The organism is Alteromonas sp. 76-1 (genome assembly GCF_900654235.1).
Taxonomy (GTDB): domain Bacteria; phylum Pseudomonadota; class Gammaproteobacteria; order Enterobacterales; family Alteromonadaceae; genus Alteromonas; species Alteromonas naphthalenivorans.
The window spans coordinates 1,071,827-1,094,352 of record NZ_LR136958.1 but is presented as its reverse complement, the minus strand read 5'-3'; the positions used below and the strand labels follow the sequence as shown (position 1 = coordinate 1,094,352).

Annotated in this window: 17 protein-coding genes; 15 read left to right on the top strand and 2 right to left on the bottom strand. The window is 40.0% G+C overall.

Annotated features, from left to right (window positions below; genetic code table 11):
* The first annotated feature begins 268 nt into the window (after positions 1–268).
* The 3 genes from ALT761_RS04580 to ALT761_RS04570 all read left to right on the top strand — a co-directional run bounded on the left by ALT761_RS04580 (position 269) and on the right by ALT761_RS04570 (position 2,892).
* Positions 269–742, top strand: coding sequence for a HEPN domain-containing protein (locus ALT761_RS04580; protein ID WP_129736921.1), 474 nt, complete (start codon positions 269–271; stop codon positions 740–742).
* Positions 743–917: 175 nt separating this feature from the next.
* Positions 918–1,268, top strand: coding sequence for a hypothetical protein (locus tag ALT761_RS04575; RefSeq protein WP_129736919.1), 351 nt, complete (start codon positions 918–920; stop codon positions 1,266–1,268).
* Positions 1,255–2,892, top strand: a complete 1,638-nt coding sequence (locus ALT761_RS04570) for a hypothetical protein (protein ID WP_129736917.1) — start codon at positions 1,255–1,257, stop codon at positions 2,890–2,892. Before ALT761_RS04575 ends, ALT761_RS04570 begins: the two co-directional genes overlap by 14 nt.
* 506 nt (positions 2,893–3,398) lie before the next feature.
* Here the strand turns inward: ALT761_RS04570 and ALT761_RS04565 are convergent.
* Entirely contained in the window at positions 3,399–4,163 is a 765-nt protein-coding gene (locus ALT761_RS04565; protein WP_129736915.1) for an HNH endonuclease family protein, read from the bottom strand.
* A gap of 144 nt (positions 4,164–4,307) precedes the next feature.
* Between ALT761_RS04565 and ALT761_RS20570 the strand changes: the two genes are divergently transcribed.
* The 10 genes from ALT761_RS20570 (at position 4,308) to ALT761_RS04520 (ending at position 18,546) form a co-directional block, all read left to right on the top strand.
* Positions 4,308–4,505, top strand: a complete 198-nt coding sequence (locus ALT761_RS20570; protein WP_232043534.1) for a hypothetical protein — start codon at positions 4,308–4,310, stop codon at positions 4,503–4,505.
* Between the two features lie 565 nt (positions 4,506–5,070).
* Entirely contained in the window at positions 5,071–5,667 is a 597-nt protein-coding gene (locus ALT761_RS04560) for a hypothetical protein (protein ID WP_129736913.1), read from the top strand.
* Position 5,668: 1 nt separating this feature from the next.
* Complete coding sequence (locus ALT761_RS04555; RefSeq protein ID WP_129736911.1) at positions 5,669–7,675, top strand: DDE-type integrase/transposase/recombinase; 2,007 nt, start codon at positions 5,669–5,671, stop codon at positions 7,673–7,675.
* Positions 7,668–8,555, top strand: coding sequence for a TniB family NTP-binding protein (locus tag ALT761_RS04550; protein WP_331903089.1), 888 nt, complete (start codon positions 7,668–7,670; stop codon positions 8,553–8,555). The genes ALT761_RS04555 and ALT761_RS04550 overlap by 8 nt, the downstream gene beginning before the upstream one ends.
* Complete coding sequence (locus ALT761_RS04545; protein WP_172602847.1) at positions 8,555–9,514, top strand: TniQ family protein; 960 nt, start codon at positions 8,555–8,557, stop codon at positions 9,512–9,514. The genes ALT761_RS04550 and ALT761_RS04545 overlap by 1 nt, the downstream gene beginning before the upstream one ends.
* Before the next feature lie 1,452 nt (positions 9,515–10,966).
* Positions 10,967–11,215, top strand: a complete 249-nt coding sequence (locus tag ALT761_RS04540; RefSeq protein ID WP_129736905.1) for a hypothetical protein — start codon at positions 10,967–10,969, stop codon at positions 11,213–11,215.
* A gap of 401 nt (positions 11,216–11,616) precedes the next feature.
* Positions 11,617–12,261, top strand: a complete 645-nt coding sequence (locus ALT761_RS04535; protein WP_197724986.1) for a hypothetical protein — start codon at positions 11,617–11,619, stop codon at positions 12,259–12,261.
* A gap of 252 nt (positions 12,262–12,513) precedes the next feature.
* Positions 12,514–13,707, top strand: coding sequence for a hypothetical protein (locus ALT761_RS04530; RefSeq protein WP_129736903.1), 1,194 nt, complete (start codon positions 12,514–12,516; stop codon positions 13,705–13,707).
* On the top strand, positions 13,708–15,513 hold the full coding sequence (locus ALT761_RS04525) for an ATP-binding protein (RefSeq protein WP_129736901.1): 1,806 nt from the start codon (positions 13,708–13,710) through the stop codon (positions 15,511–15,513). It begins immediately after the preceding gene.
* Positions 15,514–18,102: 2,589 nt separating this feature from the next.
* Positions 18,103–18,546: a 5' nucleotidase, NT5C type gene (locus ALT761_RS04520; protein ID WP_197724985.1), complete on the top strand. Its 444-nt coding sequence runs from the start codon at positions 18,103–18,105 to the stop codon at positions 18,544–18,546.
* A gap of 71 nt (positions 18,547–18,617) precedes the next feature.
* On the opposite strand, the gene ALT761_RS04515 is transcribed toward ALT761_RS04520, so the two are convergent.
* On the bottom strand, positions 18,618–19,472 hold the full coding sequence (locus ALT761_RS04515; RefSeq protein WP_232043533.1) for a hypothetical protein: 855 nt from the start codon (positions 19,470–19,472) through the stop codon (positions 18,618–18,620).
* Positions 19,473–20,365: 893 nt separating this feature from the next.
* On the opposite strand from ALT761_RS04515, the gene ALT761_RS04510 reads away from it, so the two are divergent.
* A complete protein-coding gene (locus tag ALT761_RS04510) occupies positions 20,366–21,727 on the top strand; it encodes a hypothetical protein (RefSeq protein ID WP_129736899.1) in 1,362 nt (453 codons plus the stop codon).
* A 1-nt stretch (position 21,728) separates the two neighbouring features.
* On the top strand, positions 21,729–22,526 hold the full coding sequence (locus ALT761_RS04505; protein ID WP_129736897.1) for a hypothetical protein: 798 nt from the start codon (positions 21,729–21,731) through the stop codon (positions 22,524–22,526).

Below are 22,526 nucleotides of genomic sequence, written 5' to 3'. Positions count from 1 at the left end.
TCTCAGTAAAAAGCTACCATGCCTCTAAGAAAAGCAGGTTGAACAAGATTCATTAGGTGCTACTTGTAAGGCCTTAAGAATGCATTTTTCGAATTATTATTTGCTATGGTGCCAAATAACCTAAGGTGAATTGAAAAGGAATTTTCATGCTAAATGATGTTGGAAAACTTAAATTAGAACTTGAACAGGCTGTTGATGAAAGAAATGAAGCTTGGTTTCAACTTGAAGATGCTGGTGTAGAGATACAGCCTGTTAGAGAGGAATAGACGTGGATACATGGCGAATTGAAATGACGGCCTCCAAAGCAATAGAGCATTATAGAGCTGCCTATCACTGTTCACGTGAAAATGGCTTTATGTTCAGTTCTTCAGAGCTAATGTTAGCAACCTTCAGTGCGGAATTAGCCATGAAAGCTTTGATATATAAATCAGGCCAGAAGTTTAAAAAACATCGACTCAAAGAATTACTGCATAAATTGAAACCATCCTTTAGAAATGAGATTGAAGAGGTACTAAGAAATGAATGGAGCGATTATGACATTCAATTGAGTAATGCGGACAATTCGTTCGTGACTTGGCGTTACATATTTGAAGAAGAAAAACCCACGGAAGTAAATCATAATTTTGTCATGCGGTTAGCTGAACTATGTTGCATTATTGTAAAACGAGAATTTCAGATAGAAGAATATATCGGGGAGAATGGCAAAAGACGAATCAATTCTTTGCCATCAATCAAGAAGTGACCGAACTCAACATCAGGCATTTCAAATCCGACTGTCTTTAGTGTACGTATTGCGGACTTTTCACCTTTCTCATGAAGACAGACAATATGGTTTTACATTGGAAACGAGTGTTACTATTAACTGTCAATTCTTAAAGTTCCAATCATTTAACTTTTTAGAAATAGGGAATAACGAAATGCACAATGAAACAATAAATGTAGTCGAATTAGAAAAGCTTAACGATAATCAGCAAGTCAAAGTAACCATTTATTGCGTTGATATGGAAATGAAAGCACATCTTGGAAAATTTATTAACGAAAATAAAAACCTTGTTGGCGAAGTTGAGGTTTACCCTATGGCCGCTGTAGGCAACAAGTCTGAGACCGAAATTCTGAATTTTATTTTGTCATTCGGCGTGGATACGCTAAACACTGTCAAAGATGAACTAATTACGATGTATGTAGGCCATCTTGTGTCTGAGTTTAAAAATAGAAATCAAAAGTGCGAAGTCAAAGAAAAAGGCAACGACACTGATGTCCGGAAATAAAGGTAGTTACTTATTCATTGGGAGTTTGATTGGTATAAGGACTACGCTAGCAACCTCCATTAAAGTAAATGAAACCTTGTCCGGATCATTGAGAGATAATCGCGATAAGTGGAAACGACTTTCAGATGATGAGAAAAGTGCATATCTAGCTGAGCAACATGAATTCGCGCACCACCAGTTAATGACAAGTAGCCTAGCCGGCGTCCTATATTGGAGACTCAATGAAGCTTGGGTTCGTGACATTACTTGGTTATCAAAGGAGCTTGCCAGTTTTGACCTCATTCCAGATCGAGGGGTGAATTTGTGGGACTGGTGGCAAAAAACTGGGGAATGTAAAGTGAAAGCCTCAGCTGCTATCTGTTTTGGTAGGTTATCTTATATGAATCACGTGTTTAAGCATCTCAATTTGGTTGCAGAAGTTCGTGACTACTTGTATAGCAACGAAATACCGAGTGCTCGGATAACCCGTCAAGAATTTTCAAAAATGCTCTCGGAAGCCTTTGGATGGTGTGCAGAACGCGCTGGTCTATCTTTAAATGGTGATCACGATGAGTTTTTGGATAAATCAAAAAATTACGCAAAAATAGCGGCAAGAGAACCAAATCAATCTACATTCTTGGCGAAAGATACCTATAATTTCCAAGCCCTATTTGAGGCCTACTCAATTTGCGAAGAGTTGTTTGTATTACAGGTGGTTGGTGATAATGAAAGGGCTGGAGATCTGCTAAAAAAGACACTGGAAGGTCCCTTTGGTGGAGCTATGCGAGTTCTTATTCCGCTGTCAAAAAGCAGTGACTGGTACCTCGGTTTTTCGCCGCATATTGCCAAATCATTTATAATGCTGATGTGCAATACACCTGTGGATATAGCGGCTTACAAGGAAGAGCGCCGACTTGAAGAAATGCTTCCGTGGCTAGACTTGCATAAGAATTTTAGCCATAAAGGCATCTCATTGCATAACTTAGCTTGCATCACAGAAACTATTTATAGCACCTTGCATCAGCCGTTATTTACCGAAAAAGCGGAATGGCTACACTATCTCAATATCTCAGACATCAAAAGCTTAAAAAAATACTTTTCATGCCCCGAGCCGAGCGATATTGAAAAGTTTAATCTTGCAGTCACTTCTAATGCAATTAATCAAGCAGCGTTCACATTCAAAATAAATCTGTCTTCTACTTACAAGTTGCTCATGGCTTGGCAGGAAAGTCCTGCAGAGTATAGTAAACACTTTCAGTCCTGGTTTGTTGACACAAAAGAAAGTATATGCATTTTGGAATATACGGATGGACTGCATATATCGTTAGCCCCTACGATTAAAGCGAATGAAATTCTGCATTTAAAAAGTTTGATAACGACACAACCGCTATGGGTAATTGTAGGTCTTTTACTCAGGACCCACCAATACTATCTTGTTAAAAGCTACTGGGACGGTACATGTCGTCCAGCATTAAAAATTATTATTGATAAGTTGAAAGAGTTGCTCGATAAGGAAATAGGTAAGCACAGCGATATCTATTACCGCTATTTAACCGAGTTTACCGACCAGCTAGAAAAGCAGGCGCAAAGTCTGTTTCCTAACACACTAGTTGTCGATAATTTTGATTTGTATTGTGACCAGTAGTGTTGGCCTCTGGCACTTTTCCTAACTCCCTGCGTATTAACAAGGTGTTGAACAGTGTATTAGCGCCAAGATATGGCATTAATAGTTGAAAAGCTGATTATCTCACCGACCGCTTGACGCACATAACGGAATTAAAATCAGAGAGGGATGAGTGTCCGCTCTTTGTCTGAAGCAGTCGCACGATGGTATTCAAGCCAACTACCGCCTTTCGCTCTAAGCAGTTCCTAGCACTCGCTTAGATAACCTTCAAATTGATACTCTTGAGTATCATCACCCCCATGAAATGAAACAGTGATTTTAAAAAGCTCCCCCTAGATAGAGTTTGACCGCATGAGCTTTTATATCCAATTATATGCAACTTTTATAATTATAAGCTTTAAATATAAAGATTATAATTCAGAACCTTACAGAGTTTCCGCCATCCTCGCCCAAGTATTTTAGGCAACGCGATACAGGCCCGTCGTCGCTTTTGTTCATTTATCGTTGTAATCCTTTACTGACTACTTTTAGCCTTTGCATGCTAATAGCATTTTATCCACTATTCTCTTTTCACTCGATACGAGTTTTAAGCCATGCTTATCCATGACGTACGTGAACTTTGCAATATACTCACATCGGAAAAGATGATTCGGCGGCAGCCATTCATCGGGCCCTTTAGCCCCTTTTTGCCTATTCAAAGAGGCTTTTACTAATAGTAAATTTTCTCTATCGTTAGCAAAGGCTTTTCTTTTTTCTCTAGACCATTTATCGCCGCCGTGGCCGTGTGCAAATTTCAGGGGCACAATATGGTCTAGGTCAAGAGCAATAGAATCATGAAAAACCTCTCCGGAGTATGGGTCAAACCATTCACCGTCGAGCACGTTACAAGACTTATCCGTTTTGAAAGATACAGCTGCTCTAGACGTAGATATTAATAATTCGTGTCGCGTGTTTTGACAGTCACCATCATCATCTATCCAGTGGGGCCATTCGTCTCTGTTATATAGAGCAACAAAGCTTCGACCTTCTTGAACTGCTTCCTGCTCAGCAGCGTCGTATTGCGTTGTTTTGGACTTAGGTAGTCGCCCACCATCTTCCAAACAGGCCTGAAGTGAATCAAATGCTTTAAAATTTTTCGTTCGTGTGTACGAACTACTTGTATGGTCGTGACATATACCAGATGAGGACAACTTAACATTTGTTTCTAGCTCATTAGCCGTCGGCGTAGTATCCAAGCATGATGTCAGTAATAAAATTGAAACCGCAAATACTGCTTTGTGGAAATACTTCATAATCTTCCTACATTCGAATTTAATTATCTTCACTCGCCTCAAAGGCTAGCATCTGTATCCTATGCTTCAGCATTCTATACCAAGGGACAGGTTTTTCTGCTCTTTTTTGGCGTTACGATAACGGCACTGAGAGGGAGTCGTTAAATGGTTAGCAAAGAATTTCTGATTATACTAAATAGAATGAATTCACTTTTGCCGGAGAAGGTTTATTGGGCATATGGCGATACCGAAATTATAGAAATATCCACGGACATCGAAGCGTCAATTGAACTTACAAGTGGCGCTCATTTTGATGCTAACGATATAGATATCGAAAACATTAACCTATGTACTGAAAGCTAGTCTATTCGCTTGTTAGAAGATGTTGCAAAAAGCTTTTCATAAAAGCTTGATTACTAGGCGGGGGGCATCAATAACGAACAGTAATAAAACTTTCGTTCGACTCGCGCCGTAAAGTGGTAACTCATCACTGGCAAAATCAATAAAATCAAAATCCAAAAAAAATAATTACTTAAAAGTGTAAACTCAACACTCTTAATTTTTTGATTTTAATATCAAAAATATTTTAAATTCCTTTTTATGTACAACTGAATATAAATTTGAATATAACTTGAGAAAGAACACTTAATCTACTCTAATTCTTCCCTAAAGATTCACTTTTATTTTTTTAATTTCACATCTCAAAAAATCTAACCCGTTGAATGTTAGCACATAAAATAACCACGATCGTTCAAAATTCATACAGCTGACTGGTTAGACCAGCTACGGGCTGTAAGTTGTAATAAACTCTTTTCCAGACCCGCTCTGCAAGGATAAGTAGAACTTGCGCTTTTCACGAAGCCAACCTTTAATCATAGACACGGATGAAAAAAGGGCCAAGAAATCGTCGAAAATTTTTGGGTGAAATATGATTGGTAGAAGAAAGCACAGCAAGCACCGTTCAAAACATACTATTAATTTCTTCAGTGAAAAGAATGGTTGCCACATGTGGTGCGAGTCATTTCTAGAGCGCAGGTTCGCCCTGCACTGTGAGTTCGATGAATCAGTTGAGTGTTACAGTACGCAACCCGAACACTTTTCCGTCTTTGGCAAACGCTATACCCCAGACTTTCTGGTTCAATACAAGTCAGGCCTCGCAGAGTACGTCGAGGTCAAAAATTCTTCGTATATGGATGATGACTTTTTCCTAAAGCATAAGAAACGAAAGCTCGTCATATACGAGACGACTCGGCTTGATTTGGTACTCATTAGTGAGGAGGACTTTAATAAGGTTGAGTCTGAGAACTATGAACTACTTAGGCAGTATCGAGATATTGATACCACGGCTTTAATTGACGAAATTAATCGCCTTCCCAAGCGATTGACTTTATCAATGCTTGAAAAAGCAATGGGAAAAATAAGTGGCACTACAAGAGCGCATGCCTGGGCGCTTGTGGCTAAGCAGCACTACCATTTTGATGTATCTAAACCTTTCAGTGCAGACTCAATGTTGATGAGGCCTTAATATGTTGCATCAACCTGTCATCGGTGACATTTATTACGACCAAGAACGTCGCTCGTTTAGCCTGGCTTACTACGATGGCCTGCAAGTATTGCTTACCCCCCGCCCTCACTCACCTGGTGATTTAGGCTTGCACCTCTCCAAAGAAGCTCTGGATGAGCAGGTAGAGAGTGGCGCTTTCACCCCTCAGTATTCTTTGCAGCACGATATTCGCGCACTCTCGCGCTCACAGAAAAAAGAAATAGAGAAAAGACGTCCCTATATTGAAGAGTTGCAAGTGCTTGTAAAACAAGGGGCGGGGCCTACAACGGCTGCGACCCTTAATAGGTTAAAGCAGATTGTCCACGACAAATACCATATTGGCCTCAGTAAGTTTGGGCATTCGACCATCGCCAAATGGTGGAAAGCTTACAAAGAGGCGGATTTTATTTTAGAAAATTCGGTTATCGAGCGAAAAAGCCAACCGAAACGGATAGATGAACCTAGTGAACTCTTTCTCAATACGTTCGCCACTAACCACTGGGTAAAAAGTGGTGTTGAGAATGTTGCCGCAGGCTATCGGTTGTATGAAAAAGCGGTGCGAGAAACGCGCATGCAAAACGATGCGATAACCTTGCTCAGCCTCTCTACGTTTACGCGTCGAGTCAGCGAATTTAACGAATTTGAAGTTATCTTGAACTCTGGTAACTATAGCGCCATAAAAAAAGCCCTGAGAACGCTATGCAAAAAAATTGTGACGAGGCGTGTACTAGAACGCGTAGAGATGGACAGGGTGTCGCTTAACTTAGCACTGATTGATGAAAATGGTATCCCGAGTGGGAATGTGAGTATGTACATCGCCATTGATTGCTATTCACGCTACCCAGTCAGTGTAACATTTGAGCTAGGGACGAACGAAGACACCGAGGGCACCGTTCGCTCATTCAAACGGATATTTGAAAAAACAAGTAGCGAATTGTCCGCACACGGTGTCCCCGCCAAAATCGTGGTTGATAATGGTTCAGGCTACAAATCAGAAGCCTTAAAACAAATCGCCCAACGGGTCGGGGCTGAACTAATTAAAGCGCCTTCCAATGAACCATGGCGCAAGCCTTTTGTGGAGTCGTTCATCGGTACATTACGAAAGGAGTTTTTTGAAGGCTCGCCTTTTGAAGGGCCTAACGGAGAAGTTATCATTGGTGTCCCTGGTTACAAGGGCAAGCGCACGACCAAGAAAACCAAACCACCTTCCGATGAGACGATAAAAAAAGCGGCTAGATTGGAGGTAAAGGAATTTGGCGATTTACTCCACGACTTCTTAGTAGATTACGTTAATCAACCTCACTCGGGATTGCATGGAAAAACGCCACAGCAAGTGTGGAACGAATCAATAGAGAAGCAACCGCCGATCCCAGTTAATAAAGAACAACTCTTCATTGCCTGTCACTATCTTGAGGCCCAGCCAAAGTTGATGGAGCGCGGAACAGTGCAAGTCAACAAGCAAGTTTTTGCCGACGTGCGTCTCAAGCAATGTTATTTAGACGCAAAAACGCTAAATCCTAACCAAGCTATGTCAGTGATAGTAAAATATGATCCTGATGATGCACGTTGGGTTACAGTTATCGCTAGATTCGGCGGTTCGGACACACCCCAAACCATCCAAAAAGTGGAAAATCGAGCGTTATCAGAAGATGAACTTGCAGTCCCTATTTCATTTGATGAACTTAATGCAGTAACAGACGGACTACCGAGGCGACGAGACATCGCAACCCGAAAAATTAAGCGTTTAGTTAATCAGAAATCGAGACGCCAAAGAAGCGGGATGGAGGTCGAGTCCGCCAAGAAAAATGCGTCAAAGGGGTTATCGGTTACGGATAGGATTAGCGAGAGTAATAAGAGGTATGCGCATAGACCCCTTAAACAAAACCGGCCCCCCATTAAACAGGAAGCAATTAAAGAGAGTTCCGAAACGTCTCGCCGTGTCAATACGGATTTGCGAGCTGAGCAACAAACTATGCAGTGGGATGAGTAAGATGTTCGACCATCCATCACTTAATCGGTGTGCTGCGCTTCTTGAGCGCGTTCATCACAAGCGCTTTGATGCAAATTACTCTCTGCTCATAACGGGATTGAGCGGCACAGGAAAGTCTTATTTCGCCAGCTCGTATCTGAGTCATTACCCGTCGATTAACACTCCACAATTAAAAATACGTCCTGTCGTGTATGTTAAGCTAACAGAGACGCGAACGGCGGTAGATTTGCTCCTACAAATTGTGAAGGCATTTACGAATGTTGTGGGAAATAACGTCAATAAAGCACATATCGTTCAAGACAGGCTTTCAGTCTTATTACGGGAGCACAAAGTAGAGCTCATCATCATAGATGAAGTGCAAGAGTGCCTAACTGATATTGATGGCATCACCAGTCAGCGCATGGCGAAGCAAATTGCCGCCCTTCTCGATAACAATCCGGATATATCCCTGCTGATGTTGGGCACGCCTGTCGCAGGGAGGCTACTGAGACTCCGGTATGGAAAGTCAACGGAAAGACTCAAGGGTGAAGAGCAACTGTCTAGACGCTTTATGGCAGAACAAAAGCTCAACATTATTCCCTCTAGATGCCAATGCTGGTTAGCGTGCTGCAACTACTTTTCTGAAAAGTATAAATTTTCCTCGTTCAGCCTAGAAGATAAGCAATTGTTGAATAGGCTACATATAGCAACGGACGGAAGAATCGGACTACTAAATAAATTGTTTTCCGTCGCTCAAATAATCGAACAGCCCTATTTTCATAAAAAGCTCGAAGAGGCCTATTTGGCTAGTATCAACTCATCAGCCTTCAATCCTTTTAATACCGATATGCTCAGCGATGATGACGTCATAGCGTTACTCGATTCCAGAGAGTTCCAATAGTGCTGTCTGTTCTGCCATCACAAATAGTTGATGAGAGCTTCATCAGCCTCATACTTCGAATAACCGCTCGCAATGGGTTTACCAGCCCTTATGATTGGATGGATGCAAAGAGTTTTGATGCGGTAACAAAAGGGAAGTTGAGCAATAAGCAGCGTAACTGCTTAAGTGAGCTTATTCCGCTACCTGAGCCTAACCTCAATATTAAACCTAACGTAAAGCACTCGGCTCTCTTTACCTGTACCGATACTGAATCACCCAGAGTGTGCCCTCAATGTATTAATGATACAGGCTACTTGAAGAAAGCGTGGTGCTCTATAGGATATCTTTATTGCGATAGGCACCAACTCACATTGATTGACGTGTGCCATCACTGTGGTGAAAAGTTGCAGTGGTCTGTCGCACTGTTGAGTAATACATGTACAAATGTGTATTGCGCTAAGCAGTTAACCAGCACGCCTATTAATGCAGAGATAGCAGAGCTATTCATCGATGAAATATGCGACTGTTTACTTGCAGATTTATTTTTATCTAACCCTTTTTCAACTTACCTACCACATCAATCATATCCCCAATTTACGAATCTACCCGACACGCTGATACGGGGCTGGGAATTGCTTACAGACAAGCTTAAGTTCCAAGCTTTTGTCGAGCAATTGATGGGTAACGCAAGTCCTTTTTCTTCCTTACCGATAACGTATCAGCTCTTCCCGTTACGTCTTTTGACTCGACATTTAAAGGCTAGTTGGCCTGTAGAGCAGTGGGTGGATGGGGCAACAGAGCGTGTACACTGTCATACGACGCCTCATAGCAACATTGATGAGTTCATCGTTACGGTTGAAGATGCGGTGAAATTGTTGTCTATACCGCGAACACTTCTAGCAAACACAATTCCCCAACTGTTCGAGAAAAAAGCGATTCCCTCAACATTGAGAATTAATATTGCTAATCTGATTGGCTGAATACATGGCACTATTAGTGAAACTAAAAACAAAGGTGCGATTTGAAAAGTCCTATAGCTGAATTTCGTTCAAAAGCCTTTCGTCTTAAAATATGTCAGGTTTTTTATAGACGACATAGAACGCAGCTAAGACAAACAAAAGCAACGCGATAATCACGAGATATGGGACAAAGCTAACGAGTTCCATATTCATCACTCATCTGGTGTAGGGTGTTTTGCAGCATACAAACAGCCTAAAAACATAATTGCGAGTGGCAGTAAAAAATAAATTCTTCGATAAACACAATCAATACTCTCTCTGCTGTGATTCATAAAATTTCAGGATGTCGTACAACGTGTAACACCGCTATAGGGATCCCCCTACACAGCTGCCCATTGAGGATACCAGCAGCATTGCACGCACCGCATCACTTTTGATTGACATTGTGTCGCCCACGTTCGTCATGACGTGCACAAGAATTAGCGGAACAACACCCACCCTAAGCAAAAACAAAAATATGTTTGAGTTTAGTTCTGCTTTTTCATAATTCATCTCTGTTAGCTAATACTTGCGTTTGGCCTGATATTTGGCGAGACAAATCGCAACGATAACTATACCGAACGTCACTATTGAGCCAGCGAGCGCAAAAAATTGAATGTTATCCATCCCCTTCTCCGTTAAATGGGTACGCCAATGCCACCAACAGAGCCAAAGCGGCGTTTGTATAAAGAAAATACGAAGTCATCATAACGCTCTCAAATGCACAGCATGAGTATAGCTTAATGAAATTGAGGCAATTGAAAAGAGGCGATTGTGATTATTGCAACAGTTGTTGCAATAATCACAACATCTGATCTGATAAGAGCAATATGCACATAATGCATGTTGCTCAGTGGGTGTGGCTGGTTCCAAAGCGGAAGCAGCTGCATCAACATTTTGTGATTGAATAATTATTTCTTAGTCTTTCGTCTAGTTCACTTCAATTACTTGGCAAATGGCTCAAAAGTATAACTCAACATATAATGTTGAGACAAAAACGGGGTTAACTAAGTGAGTGTGACGGACATTGCAATAACGTTGAGGCAAATTAAGATATCCTATCAAACGTGATATCAACGCAAAGCATTTTTCCGTCATTGAAGTGTCACATGACAAACTTATCTCTAACTATTCGCAATTATTAAATGTCTAGAGAAGTCTGGTTGATTCCGCCCCTCTACTTAGAGCACACCACGGTGCTTTAAATTTATTCAAAAATATCTATCGTCCAAAAAAATATTTTTTAATAAAAATTCTTTTTTCTTATTGAAATTACGATTTCAATCATTAAAATACGCGCCCCCGCGAGACCCAACCCTCTGATAAGAAAAGAAAAAAATAAATTTAAAAAAGACTTGATTAAGGTCTTTATATTCTTAAGCTCTTAGTTGAAATTTGAAATTTACTTCCGACAAACATCATTAAGGAAATAGAGTGATAGAACGAATGCTGCAACAAAAAGAGGTGAAACAGTCAACAAAAGTGCTTGCCTGGAAGCGACAGCTGGAAGACGCCAAGGAAAGCGAAGCTGAATTTTCTGCTCGTTTTACTAGGTTGCAATCCGAAAGCGAATTGGGCCATTACAATCAAGAAGAGTTGTTCGTAACATTGAATAATCTGACATTCATTAGAGATAGGATTAAAAGCATTGAAGCTAATATTAAGAGGGAAGAACGGAAGTAAGCATCTTGTATGAGGGAAGATTGGGAGCAGGTAATATGTGGTCTGCTTCTCGCCCTTAAATTTTACATGTACCAGCTACAAGGTGCTCCAATACCAGTCACACTGATGAGCGGATTTATTGTTTTAGTCGTGGTAGGTAATTCTGTAGGTGAGGAAGACATTGTGAACATGAAATTTAGTTCCCAGTAAGACATTATACATTGGGGCTAATTAAATGTTCGCAGAAAGAGCCTAAATTGAAGCGGATGAATAACTTTGGGAATATTTTTAAAGGTAGTTTTAGTCATAAGAGAAGAGCGACAATATAGGGATAGTTTCGCAGGTCTAGCTTTTCGGCAAGAGACGTCTAATGGGTAGTGCTTTGGCATTGAGGGCCCCATTTTTTATAAGGTACATTTATTTTGAATCAATACTTAACTACATTGCTTTGTACCATCGGAATCGATGTTGATTACTTGATAAGCGTTTATCTTAGTCCTAAGGAACTGGAATATATCGATAGAGTTTTAACGTCTAAGAAAGATTACAATAAGAGTTTCTACACAGATGAAAATGGCGATCGATTGGAAGTATTGCTTATGTTTCTGACTGTCCACAAGGAAGACATAATCGATATATTGGAAGGTAGAGAAAAAAGCAGGTCACTAATAGAGTTATATACCTCACCTGTAATATCTGGGAGCTATGAGTGTTTTCGCTTTGATTTGTCAAAGTTTCCCCAAAACTACATACCTCAAAATCAATCTTTAACCTTGTTTAAAATAGGCAGAAAAGGTGAGTCTGAAAAGAATTTAGGTTGCTCTTGGGCAAGAGAAATTGACGGTCTAAACACCTATTACTATTCATCTTGCATGTCCGAAACCATACTTCAGTCAAGGCCTATATTCCTAATGGAAATAGATGATTCACAAGTGTTGTTCGATGGAGATGCAAAGGAACATGAAATAGTGTTAAAGCCCAATTTTACACTACAAAAATTAAAAGAACTAAATACAAGAGGTCGAAAGCGAATTGTCAATCAATTGAATGCTCTAAAACAACGTTAACTATGAGCTACCAAGATAGAGATTTATCCAACATTTCGCGTTAACCTCTTAAATCTAGAGCCAAAAGCAAACGTTCAAGTTGTTAAAACCGACCGCCTTGTGCCATTTTCAGACGTTCGGCTCTAACTCACTTTTGCCGCATTCCGTGTTCCATCGGAAATATGCACCATATATTCACGCAACTCTTTGACTGAATTTATCTAATAGATTTACTATTAAACAACAAGTTCATCAATTCAGTAACGAGTCTCAATGGCAGCTATACCTTTAAACGAAATCTACCAACACAAACTTAACTTTCTTATCGGTGCCGGAGCTTCCAGTGATCTATTTCCAACTCTATGGCTGCCCCTCAAAGACTCTGATGATGAAAAAAAGAACGAAACGATTGAAACACTCGCAACTAAGCTAGATCAGCTTGGTGAGCCGTATAAGAGTCATCACGCTTTGCTGTTTATGTACTACTACGAAAACATTATCGAGCCCGTATGTAAGTTTCAGCTTGGCGACATCTATATTCCTCATGATGAAGAATGTACGAACGACGATCAGTGTAAGGTCTGTGAAAAGATAGAACTAAGAAAAGAGGCTATCGAAAATTATGAAATTTTTATCGATTCTATCGTAAGACTGTTACAACAGAAAAGTGACTTTCAAAGACGTTGTAACCTTTTCACTACTAACTACGATGGCTGTGTGCCATTAGTTGCAGACAAGATGATAAAGAAGGGGAATCTTGAATTCAACATCAATGACGGAACAAGTGGCTTTCTCGAAAGAACCCTATCAGCACGCAACTTCAATAATTACGTTTGTCAATCAGGGGTATTCGGACGAAACTCATCTGACATACCACAAATCAACTTTATCAATCTACATGGCTCTGCTTATTGGCGTAAATTAAAGGACACTATCAAGGTGGAATATAATTTCCTTGATACTGCCGTGGCAATTCCAGAAGAAGCTCGCGAAAGCCTTAAGCAGCTAACTGAAATTCTAAATGATGAAACCAAAACAACACAAGATTTACTCGACCTTAAGGTGGAAATTAATGAAGGCATCCGATCTGCCTTTTGGAATTCTTACAATGAACTCCCTATTGTTAACCCCACTAAGTGGAAGTTTCATGAAACTGTATTCGAGGAGCATTATTATCAAATGCTTCGCTTGCTCAGTTATCATTTGGAAGAGAAAAATTCGATTTTAATTAGTTTCGCCTTTTCGTTCGCTGACGAGCACATCCGTAACTTGGTTAAACGTTCACTGTCTAACCACAAACTACAAGTATTCGTTTGTTGCTTTAATGACAAAGAGCATGAAACTATGCATGGATACTTTAGTGGTTATAAGAACGTCACACTAATAAACTTTGACGGTGAAAAATTAGACTTCACTAAGTTCAACAAAGCGGTATTCAATGCTGACTTGCTTAGGGATGACTATTAAATGAGCATTAATGTCGGTGAAGTCATTGCGGTTCGTGGTACTCAGGTCACTCTGCGCATCTTTGATGAGTCAAGCTTAGAAACTATGTTTCACGATGGAAAGAAGTACAAGGGGGTTGCTATACGTGAATATATTGGCATTAAGCGCGGCTTTTATCTCATTGTTTGTATTGTTGAAGGTGAATATCTTGATGAAAAACGTTTTGAACTAGAAGACGAGAAAATTCAATATATCCGTAAAGTAGAAGCTAAGCCCATCGGTTACTTTGAGCAGAGTAAGTTTAAAGACGGCATCAAATTAATGCCGATGATAAAAGATAAAGCTTATCTGCTCAACGATAGCCAAGTGACCAGTATTTTCAGTCAGGGAACAGATGGTATATTCAACATAGGAAAAATGTTGAAAGAGGAGTTACCTGTATCATTACCTTGGAACAGGATTTTTAATAGCCACGTTGGTATTTTCGGCAACACTGGTAGTGGTAAATCAAACACGCTCACAAAGCTGTATGCGGAGTTATTTTCTAACTTTGAAGAAAAGCTGAAAGATAAAAGTCAGTTTCTATTGATTGATTTTAATGGTGAATACACTGGTAACCAGCTTATCAAAAAACCTGATAACAAAAAGTCATTCAACCTAAGTACGGGTAAAAAAGAGGGTGAAAAGTTACCGTTAGCTAGTGAGCAGCTTTGGAACACAGAAATATTAGCTCTACTGTTTCAGGCAACTTCCAATACCCAAACTCCATTCATCAACCGAGTTATTGAACGCAGAAAGAAAGATAAAAAAAGTGCTGAAGACTTAAAAGACTATATTATAGGTACATTTTATTTATGTTTTGTTAATTCAGCGCAAAATAGAGACTCTTTGGTTCATCTTAGAGTAATCACAGAGCACGTTACCAACGCACCTCTTAAAGATAAGTTAAACAATATATTTTGGTATGATAATAAATCAAAGTTCGCGTGCAAAATTGCAGGAGCAAAAAACTGGGACTTTTTCGATACTAAGGAGGATTTTGAACGCAACCTTAGACCAATATTAAACGCTTTAGACATATCGAAAATTGACGCACTAGATGAGCTTATCGTAAGGATTAACGTTCAGTTACTTAGAGATTTATCTTACGGGAATATCCAATTTGAACATATTCAACCTCTTTTAAAGAGAGTTGAAAGTGCTGTGAATGATCTAAGAAAAATATTTATCATCAAAGAAAATGTGAATGATGAGTACAGGCTACTTAATGTAGTTTCATTGAGAGGATGTAATCAAGCAACTAAGAAAATTGTGCCTTTGCTGCTGGCGAAGATGTTTTATCAAGAACACAGAGATAATGTCGGTGCGCACCCTCAAAATACTTTGCACTTCATTATTGATGAAGCACATAACATTCTGTCGCAACAGTCAAATCGTGAGCACGAGATCTGGAAAGATTACAGACTGGAGATGTTCGAAGAGATCATTAAAGAGGGGCGCAAGTTTGGAATGTACCTGACACTATCAAGTCAAAGACCAGCAGACATTTCACCAACGATAATGTCTCAGCTTCACAACTTCTTTATTCATAGGCTTGTCAATGATAAGGACCTGTTTCTGATAGACAATACGATTAGCACGCTAGATCGAATGTCTAAAAGTTTGATACCGAACCTATCTAAAGGTGCATGTGTTGTCACTGGTACTGCTTTTGATTTACCGATTGTATTGCAGGTAGATTACATCGAAACAAAAGAAAGCCGACCTGCCAGTGATGATGTTGATCTTGCTCAACTCTGGGGACTTGTTGGCAAAAAAGAGCTATAGAGCAGTTTCTTAAACAGTGCCGTTAAAGCTTGTACCAAGAGTCTAGTTCGCTGCGCCCAAATAAATAAAGGTTACCCAAAGAGTATGACTTGGGGTTAATAAATAATCTGAGTCGATTCTGTCCAAAAACGTGTTTGAGCGAACTTTCGCAATTCGTTCATTGACGCCATTGAAACCTTATTGAGTCAACGTCCGGTTCACGTACTTTTCAACCACACAGCGTCAGAGGCATGTACTTAGCGGACTCAGTGCTGTTGAGACTCGAAGAAGAAAAGTATTTAACGTTAACGATGTTACACGCACTCAGTTCCCCCCCGATTTTGTCTCAATATTGCATGTTTGCATGCATTTTTGAGGCTCTTGCCAGTTGAGCGGAGCGAACCAGGAAAAAGGCTACTGCATAATTATTCAACCGCAAAATCGTGATTCAGCTGGTTCCAAAATGGAACCACCCACTGAAGAACTTAATCAATGTGTCGTTTTACCCATTTCTGAATCTTATCCCTTTTAGAGTAAATCATTGGCAAAAGAACAGCTAATATTCCAAGGCCTGAAATGATGAAAATAGCGGTATCGATATTAAAGTACATTTTTTACCTTCTCTTAGTGATATCCCCCGAAACATTCTACGCTCATTCGCTATTTGAGAGAAGAATCGCTAAAATTACATAGTGCACAAAGATACTGACGCATAGATGACTCTCATTGTTGTCAGTTCATGCACCTAGTCGCAACGAGGCGAGTGGCAGTATAAAGTATCGATCGGAGAAGAAATGAGTTATGCCAAGCAAAACTAAGCTCAAGCACATTTTCGTTTTTGCGTTCGCGTTTGCGTTTGCGCTGTTGGGCATTGTTCCGATTTTTTTGATGCACGCTCTGACTAACGTTTTCGACACCTCGTTAATCAAGAGCGACGCATTGCGTGCGCTTCTAACAATATCGCCCATGGCGTCGTGTGTGGCGGGGATTACTTTAGCGATGCTTTATATTGCAAAACATCCTGAGCTTTTATAGTAGAGAGAGGATTGAGTATGTTTGTTGAAGAACTGATTTTTTTATTACCACTCGCAATCATGATTTTAGGATGTTTGTATGCTGCAAAACATCCTAAGTCAGATGAGTGATGAATAATATGGGGCTCATTAGCTTTGCTCCCTACTTAGTTATTTTTGGTCTCGTGGGTTTCCTGCTGGCGCTTTTTACTTTGTTTATAAAAACAAAGACATTTTTTGATAATATCTGGCTGGCTGTAACCTCGGTACTTAAACTGGTCGAATTCGACCAGTTTGAATTGAGGGCATCTTGTCATGCAATAAGAAGAAGCTGAAAGAATACAGAAAGCAGCAGAAGATGCGTGCTTCGACGCGATGTTTGAAGTTCGTCGACAAGCGCGAAAATACAACACTACGGTTGTGTGCGAAATCGACGGAGTAACTATTGAAAAACCGCCACTTTCTGACGAAGAGTTAGCAAGTCGGCAGTCACGTATTAGAAAGCTCAACAAAAAGCGGCGAGCTAGTTTTTAAAAGTTTTAAAATTCATGAGCTGTCGCGCACTAAAAATCTCAATGCTTAAGCATTGTCAGATTTTGATTTGTGAAGCGAGAAGCAGTTTCGAATAATGAGAAAGTGCTTCTCGCTTCATACTTGATAAGCACAAAAAAAGGCTCTATTAGCGTATTGTGAAGAAAAAATAAAAGCTCACTCTGAACCTGTATATGTAGAGATGCTTGAACGCCCGTTTTGGACGATAAGTGATAATAAAAGCTTACGAAAGTGAAGATACGAAGTTCGCTTTTTATTACTAGTGATGCTACTTAAATTCGGCGTCCGCTTTACGTACTTTTGAGAGCCTTTGTGAGCGATAAATAGAACACCAAGAATCATGATGTAAATTGGTAGTATGCACTCTATCCCGATACCTGCTTCCCGTTCCAAAAATACCCGACGAGTTTCTAAAAAGTTCTGACGGTTTTGGCGGATGTTCCGACGACCTTATTTTTTAAACGTGATAACAACGCCAAGCAATTGATAGTTTAAAAGTCTTATATTCCGGACTTCCTGAGCCATTGCGCATTTTTATTAGAACCCCCAATAAATTTCATCTGAGCCAAGCGGATGATGAGGCTGGAACAGACATTGAAACTGTACAGATCCATGTAACAAACGGGTCGTTATAGCTAACTGGTAATAATAAAAAAGAATTTATAGTGGTTTATTATCTCGATAAAAAGAGAGGAAAATAAACCAGTATCGCGTTGCGGATACGTATTTTTTAAGCGTAAGCATAGGGAATTTTATCTGTTCTGCCTCGCCATAATATTGCTTTTTTGCACCATAGTGTCGGATATTGTCACTAATAATGCTTTTTTTCACTATTGTGAATCGACAACTATTGACCTCAGTTTCTATACTTGAACGCTCTTTCTTTCCTGAAAGGTGAGTATTGCAATTGAAAAAAGCACCACATTATCAAGCTAAGAAGACCTACTTTCGACCTCACTAATGATAACAACGCGAAAAAAAGCTATCGTTCAAGTAAACTGTTTGCCCATAATTTTGGGCCTTCAATAAGTTCGGAGTAAACGACATGCTGACGGTTTTTATCGACATGGACGATGTGTTGTGTGATTACTCTTCAAAGATCAAAGTGCACAAACAGAAAAATCCTGACAATGCTTTCCCGCAAAGTGTACCTGGCTTTTTTCGAAGCTTAGAACCAATGGATGGCGCTTTAGCAGCAGTAGAACTTCTAAGAAAAAATACGAACGTTGAAGTCTACATACTTACCGCACCATCAACGAAAAACCCTTTGTCTTACACAGAAAAAAGGCTTTGGGTCGAAGATAAATTTGGTTACGAAATGACCCACAACCTAATAATATGCAGTCATAAAGGCTTACTCAAAGGCGATATTTTAATTGACGACCACGCCAGCGGTAGAGGCCAAGAATTCTTTGAGGGGAAATTAATTCAATTTGGCAATGAAGAGTACCCTAATTGGGAGGCAGTATTAATGAGCTTGCCAATTTAGAGTAGCAATCCTGGGGTTAAGGCAATAGAGATATTGTTTAGCGACTGCCACAACTATATTTGTTGCTTTTTTCATTTTGCTTTGTTTCTGTAGCGATTTCTTATAACTCTGATTGCTTCACCTGTTGCAATTTTGGTGTCTGGTAAATCAAGGACAACATTAATGATGTCTGCCATTGCTTCATTACTAAATCGAAAGTTAGTTGGTAAATCATTTATCTCATCAAACTTTTCGTCAAACGCGATTACATAGTCTTTAAAGTCAGATTGCCGCCCATTAATTACATGCTCTGAAAATTGACAATGCGTGGGATAAGGTTGCGCTTCTTCGAACTGTCCTATGGCTGATACCAAGTCGGCAAGGCTCGGCCAGTATTTCAGATCGTATTGATAAGTCAGTGACTTCAGTTTTTCTGATACGTGAGATTCATATAAATAATTGTCCTCGCTAGCCATATCAAATAAGCCGCCAATAAACTGATATTCTGGCTTAGAGAAGCCACTAGTTTCGAAAAGTTCTGCTCGTTTACGGAGCTTAGATGCAAGCACAGATGCCAATTCAACAATATCTTCCCCAAGCTCATTTAGCTCCTTAAAGTCACTTCGTGCTTTCATAACATCATTTTTACTGAAATCTGCACTAAACCAGATATGTTCGAGTATGAGCCATATGTAGGAATTCTCAGGTGGATAACCTTCAAATTTGTCAGCGTAACCAAATCTATCAATTAACTCGCTGAAAGGGCGTTTTAACTCTTCTGCACGTTCAATCATTCGCTCCAAGATAGGCAAGTAACTCATCCAAATTGGTTGCTCACATTGGTAACTTTCCAGTTCTCGTTGAATGAAAGCTTTGCAGAATTCTGTCGGGGTACTTTTTGGTAATGTCATTTTTATGTTTCCTTCATTTTGATTTTCCAACAGCATATCTTCTCCCTATAAACACGTCCGTATCCAAAGAAAAAATAATTCATATCCTTTAGATCTATTCATAAAAAGGCCCCGCGAGTGCGAGGCTGAAGTGAAAACATAAAACAATCACTGAATCGACCAGACTTTACTAGACAGATCTTTGTTCTCAGCTTTGTTGAAAAAACCTTGGCTATATAGCCTTCAGATGCCTTAGGTCGCCCGATACTATCGAGTTATTAGAATTTTCAATAATTGATGCGGGGGGGGCAGGCAGATAAATATAGGGGTATTGCGACGACCGTAGACAAATGCTTACTGCGCATTATTGCTTCATTTCATTATAATTTACCTATGGGAGCTTGGGAACAACTAGTTATAAACTGTTATCACATTGAAAAATGTGCTAAATATGAAAGATGATAATACGTGTAACCTACAATTTTGATATTTATAATGGTGTTCACAATAAGTAAGGGGAATTCTTTAGAATATCGTCGTCCAATACCGCATCTATAGTCAATGAAGTTTACGGATTCCGTTTAATAACTTTTTTATAAATATTTTCAAAATCATACTCAATGCACATGATGCCCCCTATGAATCATAGGTTCTTATCGTGTCATTGGGACCACGATAAAGATGATTTGTTTTTTTATTTTGCACGCGTTAGGCCGAAACGATTACTGAAGAGATTAACTATCTAGCTTTGAGTAGCAACATAATGTAGATTAATACCAATAAGTTATCCTCCAACCCGCTGGATATGGATGGTCCGGTCTGCTGTATAGGCTTGTCTCAGACATGCTTAGCCATCTTCCTCATCATCATTGCTGATTCCACAAGATGTAGTCGCTAACTGCTCCTGCGTGTCGGGGTTTTGAATCAAGATTTGTAGCATTGAGAAGAGCATGATCCTGAATAAAGATAAAAAAATGATTGGCGTATTCGAGCCTATCGACTGGGAAACACCAGAGGAAGCTAAGTATCTTGATGAACTTGATGTTGAGGGAATAGCCAAGCGAAATGGTAAAAAAAACCTCCCATTTAGTTCTGACAAATCACCTGATTCAGCCGAATTAAGTATAAAGGGCGCGATAGAAAAAAAGATTCACCAGGCTAGTTTAAGCGCACAGAAAGCTTATGACACTGTAGCAAGTTCGATTGAATCAATTTCTATCGAGGCTGAAGCGTCTCAACTATTACAACTCCCTGACTCGTTCGAGAAAGAATCCGCTGTAGAGCTCACGACCTATAAGACTGAACATACTCAAGCAAAGTCGGAAGTTGATCGCTTGGAAACTGATTTCGAGCAATTCAAACGCCAAAATAATTTGAGGCGGGAAGCGGATTATCCTGAAAGTAAATGGCTTGTGTATGGTATTGCAGGTTTTATTGTACTTGGTGAAACTTGTTTAAATGCTATGTTCTTTGCCGAGGGTAACGATCTTGGATTGTTCGGGGGGGCAGGACAAGCCTTGGTTGCCTCTCTAATTAATCTTGTGATTGGTTGGCTTATCGGCGGAATGTGTCTCAGATATCTAAATCATGCTGATAATGTTAAAAAAATTGTTGCTGGGTTTGGGGGGCTGGTTTTAATTTGCCTCGCCTTGGCGTGGAATCTTCTCGTAGGCCAATTCAGAACGGCGTTGACCATCGATCCAGACAATGCTAACGCACTTGCTGTAGAGAGGTTTATAGAATCCCCCTTTGCATTGTCTCAGACAGCATCTTGGATGCTTTTTGGCATCGGGCTACTTCTCACGACGATCGTTATCATTGATGCTTACAAGTCAGATGATGCTTATCCGAAATTTGGAAAAATTGATAGAAAGCTTAGAGATGCCATTGATGATTTAGCTGAGGTGCTGGGTGGTTGGCATAAATCCATGAATGAACTGCACACTGAGTATCTGGAAAAGGTTGAAGATAATTTTCATATTTGTCAGGAGCGAGCAGACCGATTAGAGCGAAGTCATCGAACTATTAAGCAGCAGATTTCAATTTTGGATAGATTCGTCGCTGCGCACAAACAGGTGTTCGAAAGTTGTGTACTTACTTATCGCCAGATAAACAAGCAAAACCGTGAAGACGAAGCTCCTACATATTTTGATTTAGAACCCCAGTCTGAATTTGCCCACGATTTTCATCCTGACGCGGTAGAAGACAAGCGTGCTGTGGTAAGGAAGCGTCGCGATGAAATCGCCAATCGGTTACCTGAGATAAAAAATCAGTTGCTTCAGATTTATAAAGAAAAAGTCGAGGAGCTATAGAATGTCTCGGAGAAGACAAAAAAAGAAAAAGCAGAATGCTATCGGCATCCTCTTACTACTTGTGGTTTTAACAGCATTTGTAGCATGCGCTTATGTGTATTTCAGCAAGGTTAGCGCCAGAATTGTGCTTGATAAAGAGACCAATTGCCCTGTAAATGGGTCTTACAAACGTACAGCGATCTTGATTGACACGACAGATTCATTGTCTCGTGATCAATCTTTTTATCTTAAGAAAAAACTCGATGAGATTGTTGAGACGGCGGAGTTATATCAGCGCTTTGACGTTTACTATCTAAACGCGTCATCAGAAAAACTTGCGGCTGCAATCAGTGTTTGTAATCCAGGAGATGGACGTGACAAGAGTACGTTTGACAGCAATCCTCGTCGGTTAAAGGAGCGTTGGCGTGAAAAGTTCTTTGATAAAGTTGCAGCTCTTTTCAGTGACTTGGAGAACGTACCCACTGCTGAGCAATCCCCAATTATTGAAGGCATAAAATATGTCTCCATCGATGCGTTTGTGAGTTCAAAGGCATCGTCTAAAGAGCTAATTGTTGTGTCCGACCTGCTGCAACACTCTTCGTTATTTTCACATTACACGAGCTCTTACAGCGAAAATGAAGTCAGTTTAAATTCGAACCTTAAATCCTCGTTACCGTATCTGGATGCTGTTTCGGTGAAGTTTATGTACCTGGTTCGTCCAGCCTATCGGCAGTTACAAACCAACAAACACATAGTGTTCTGGGATAATTTGGTAAGACAGAGTCATGGCGTCGTTGAAGACGTCGAGATGGTTAAGTAA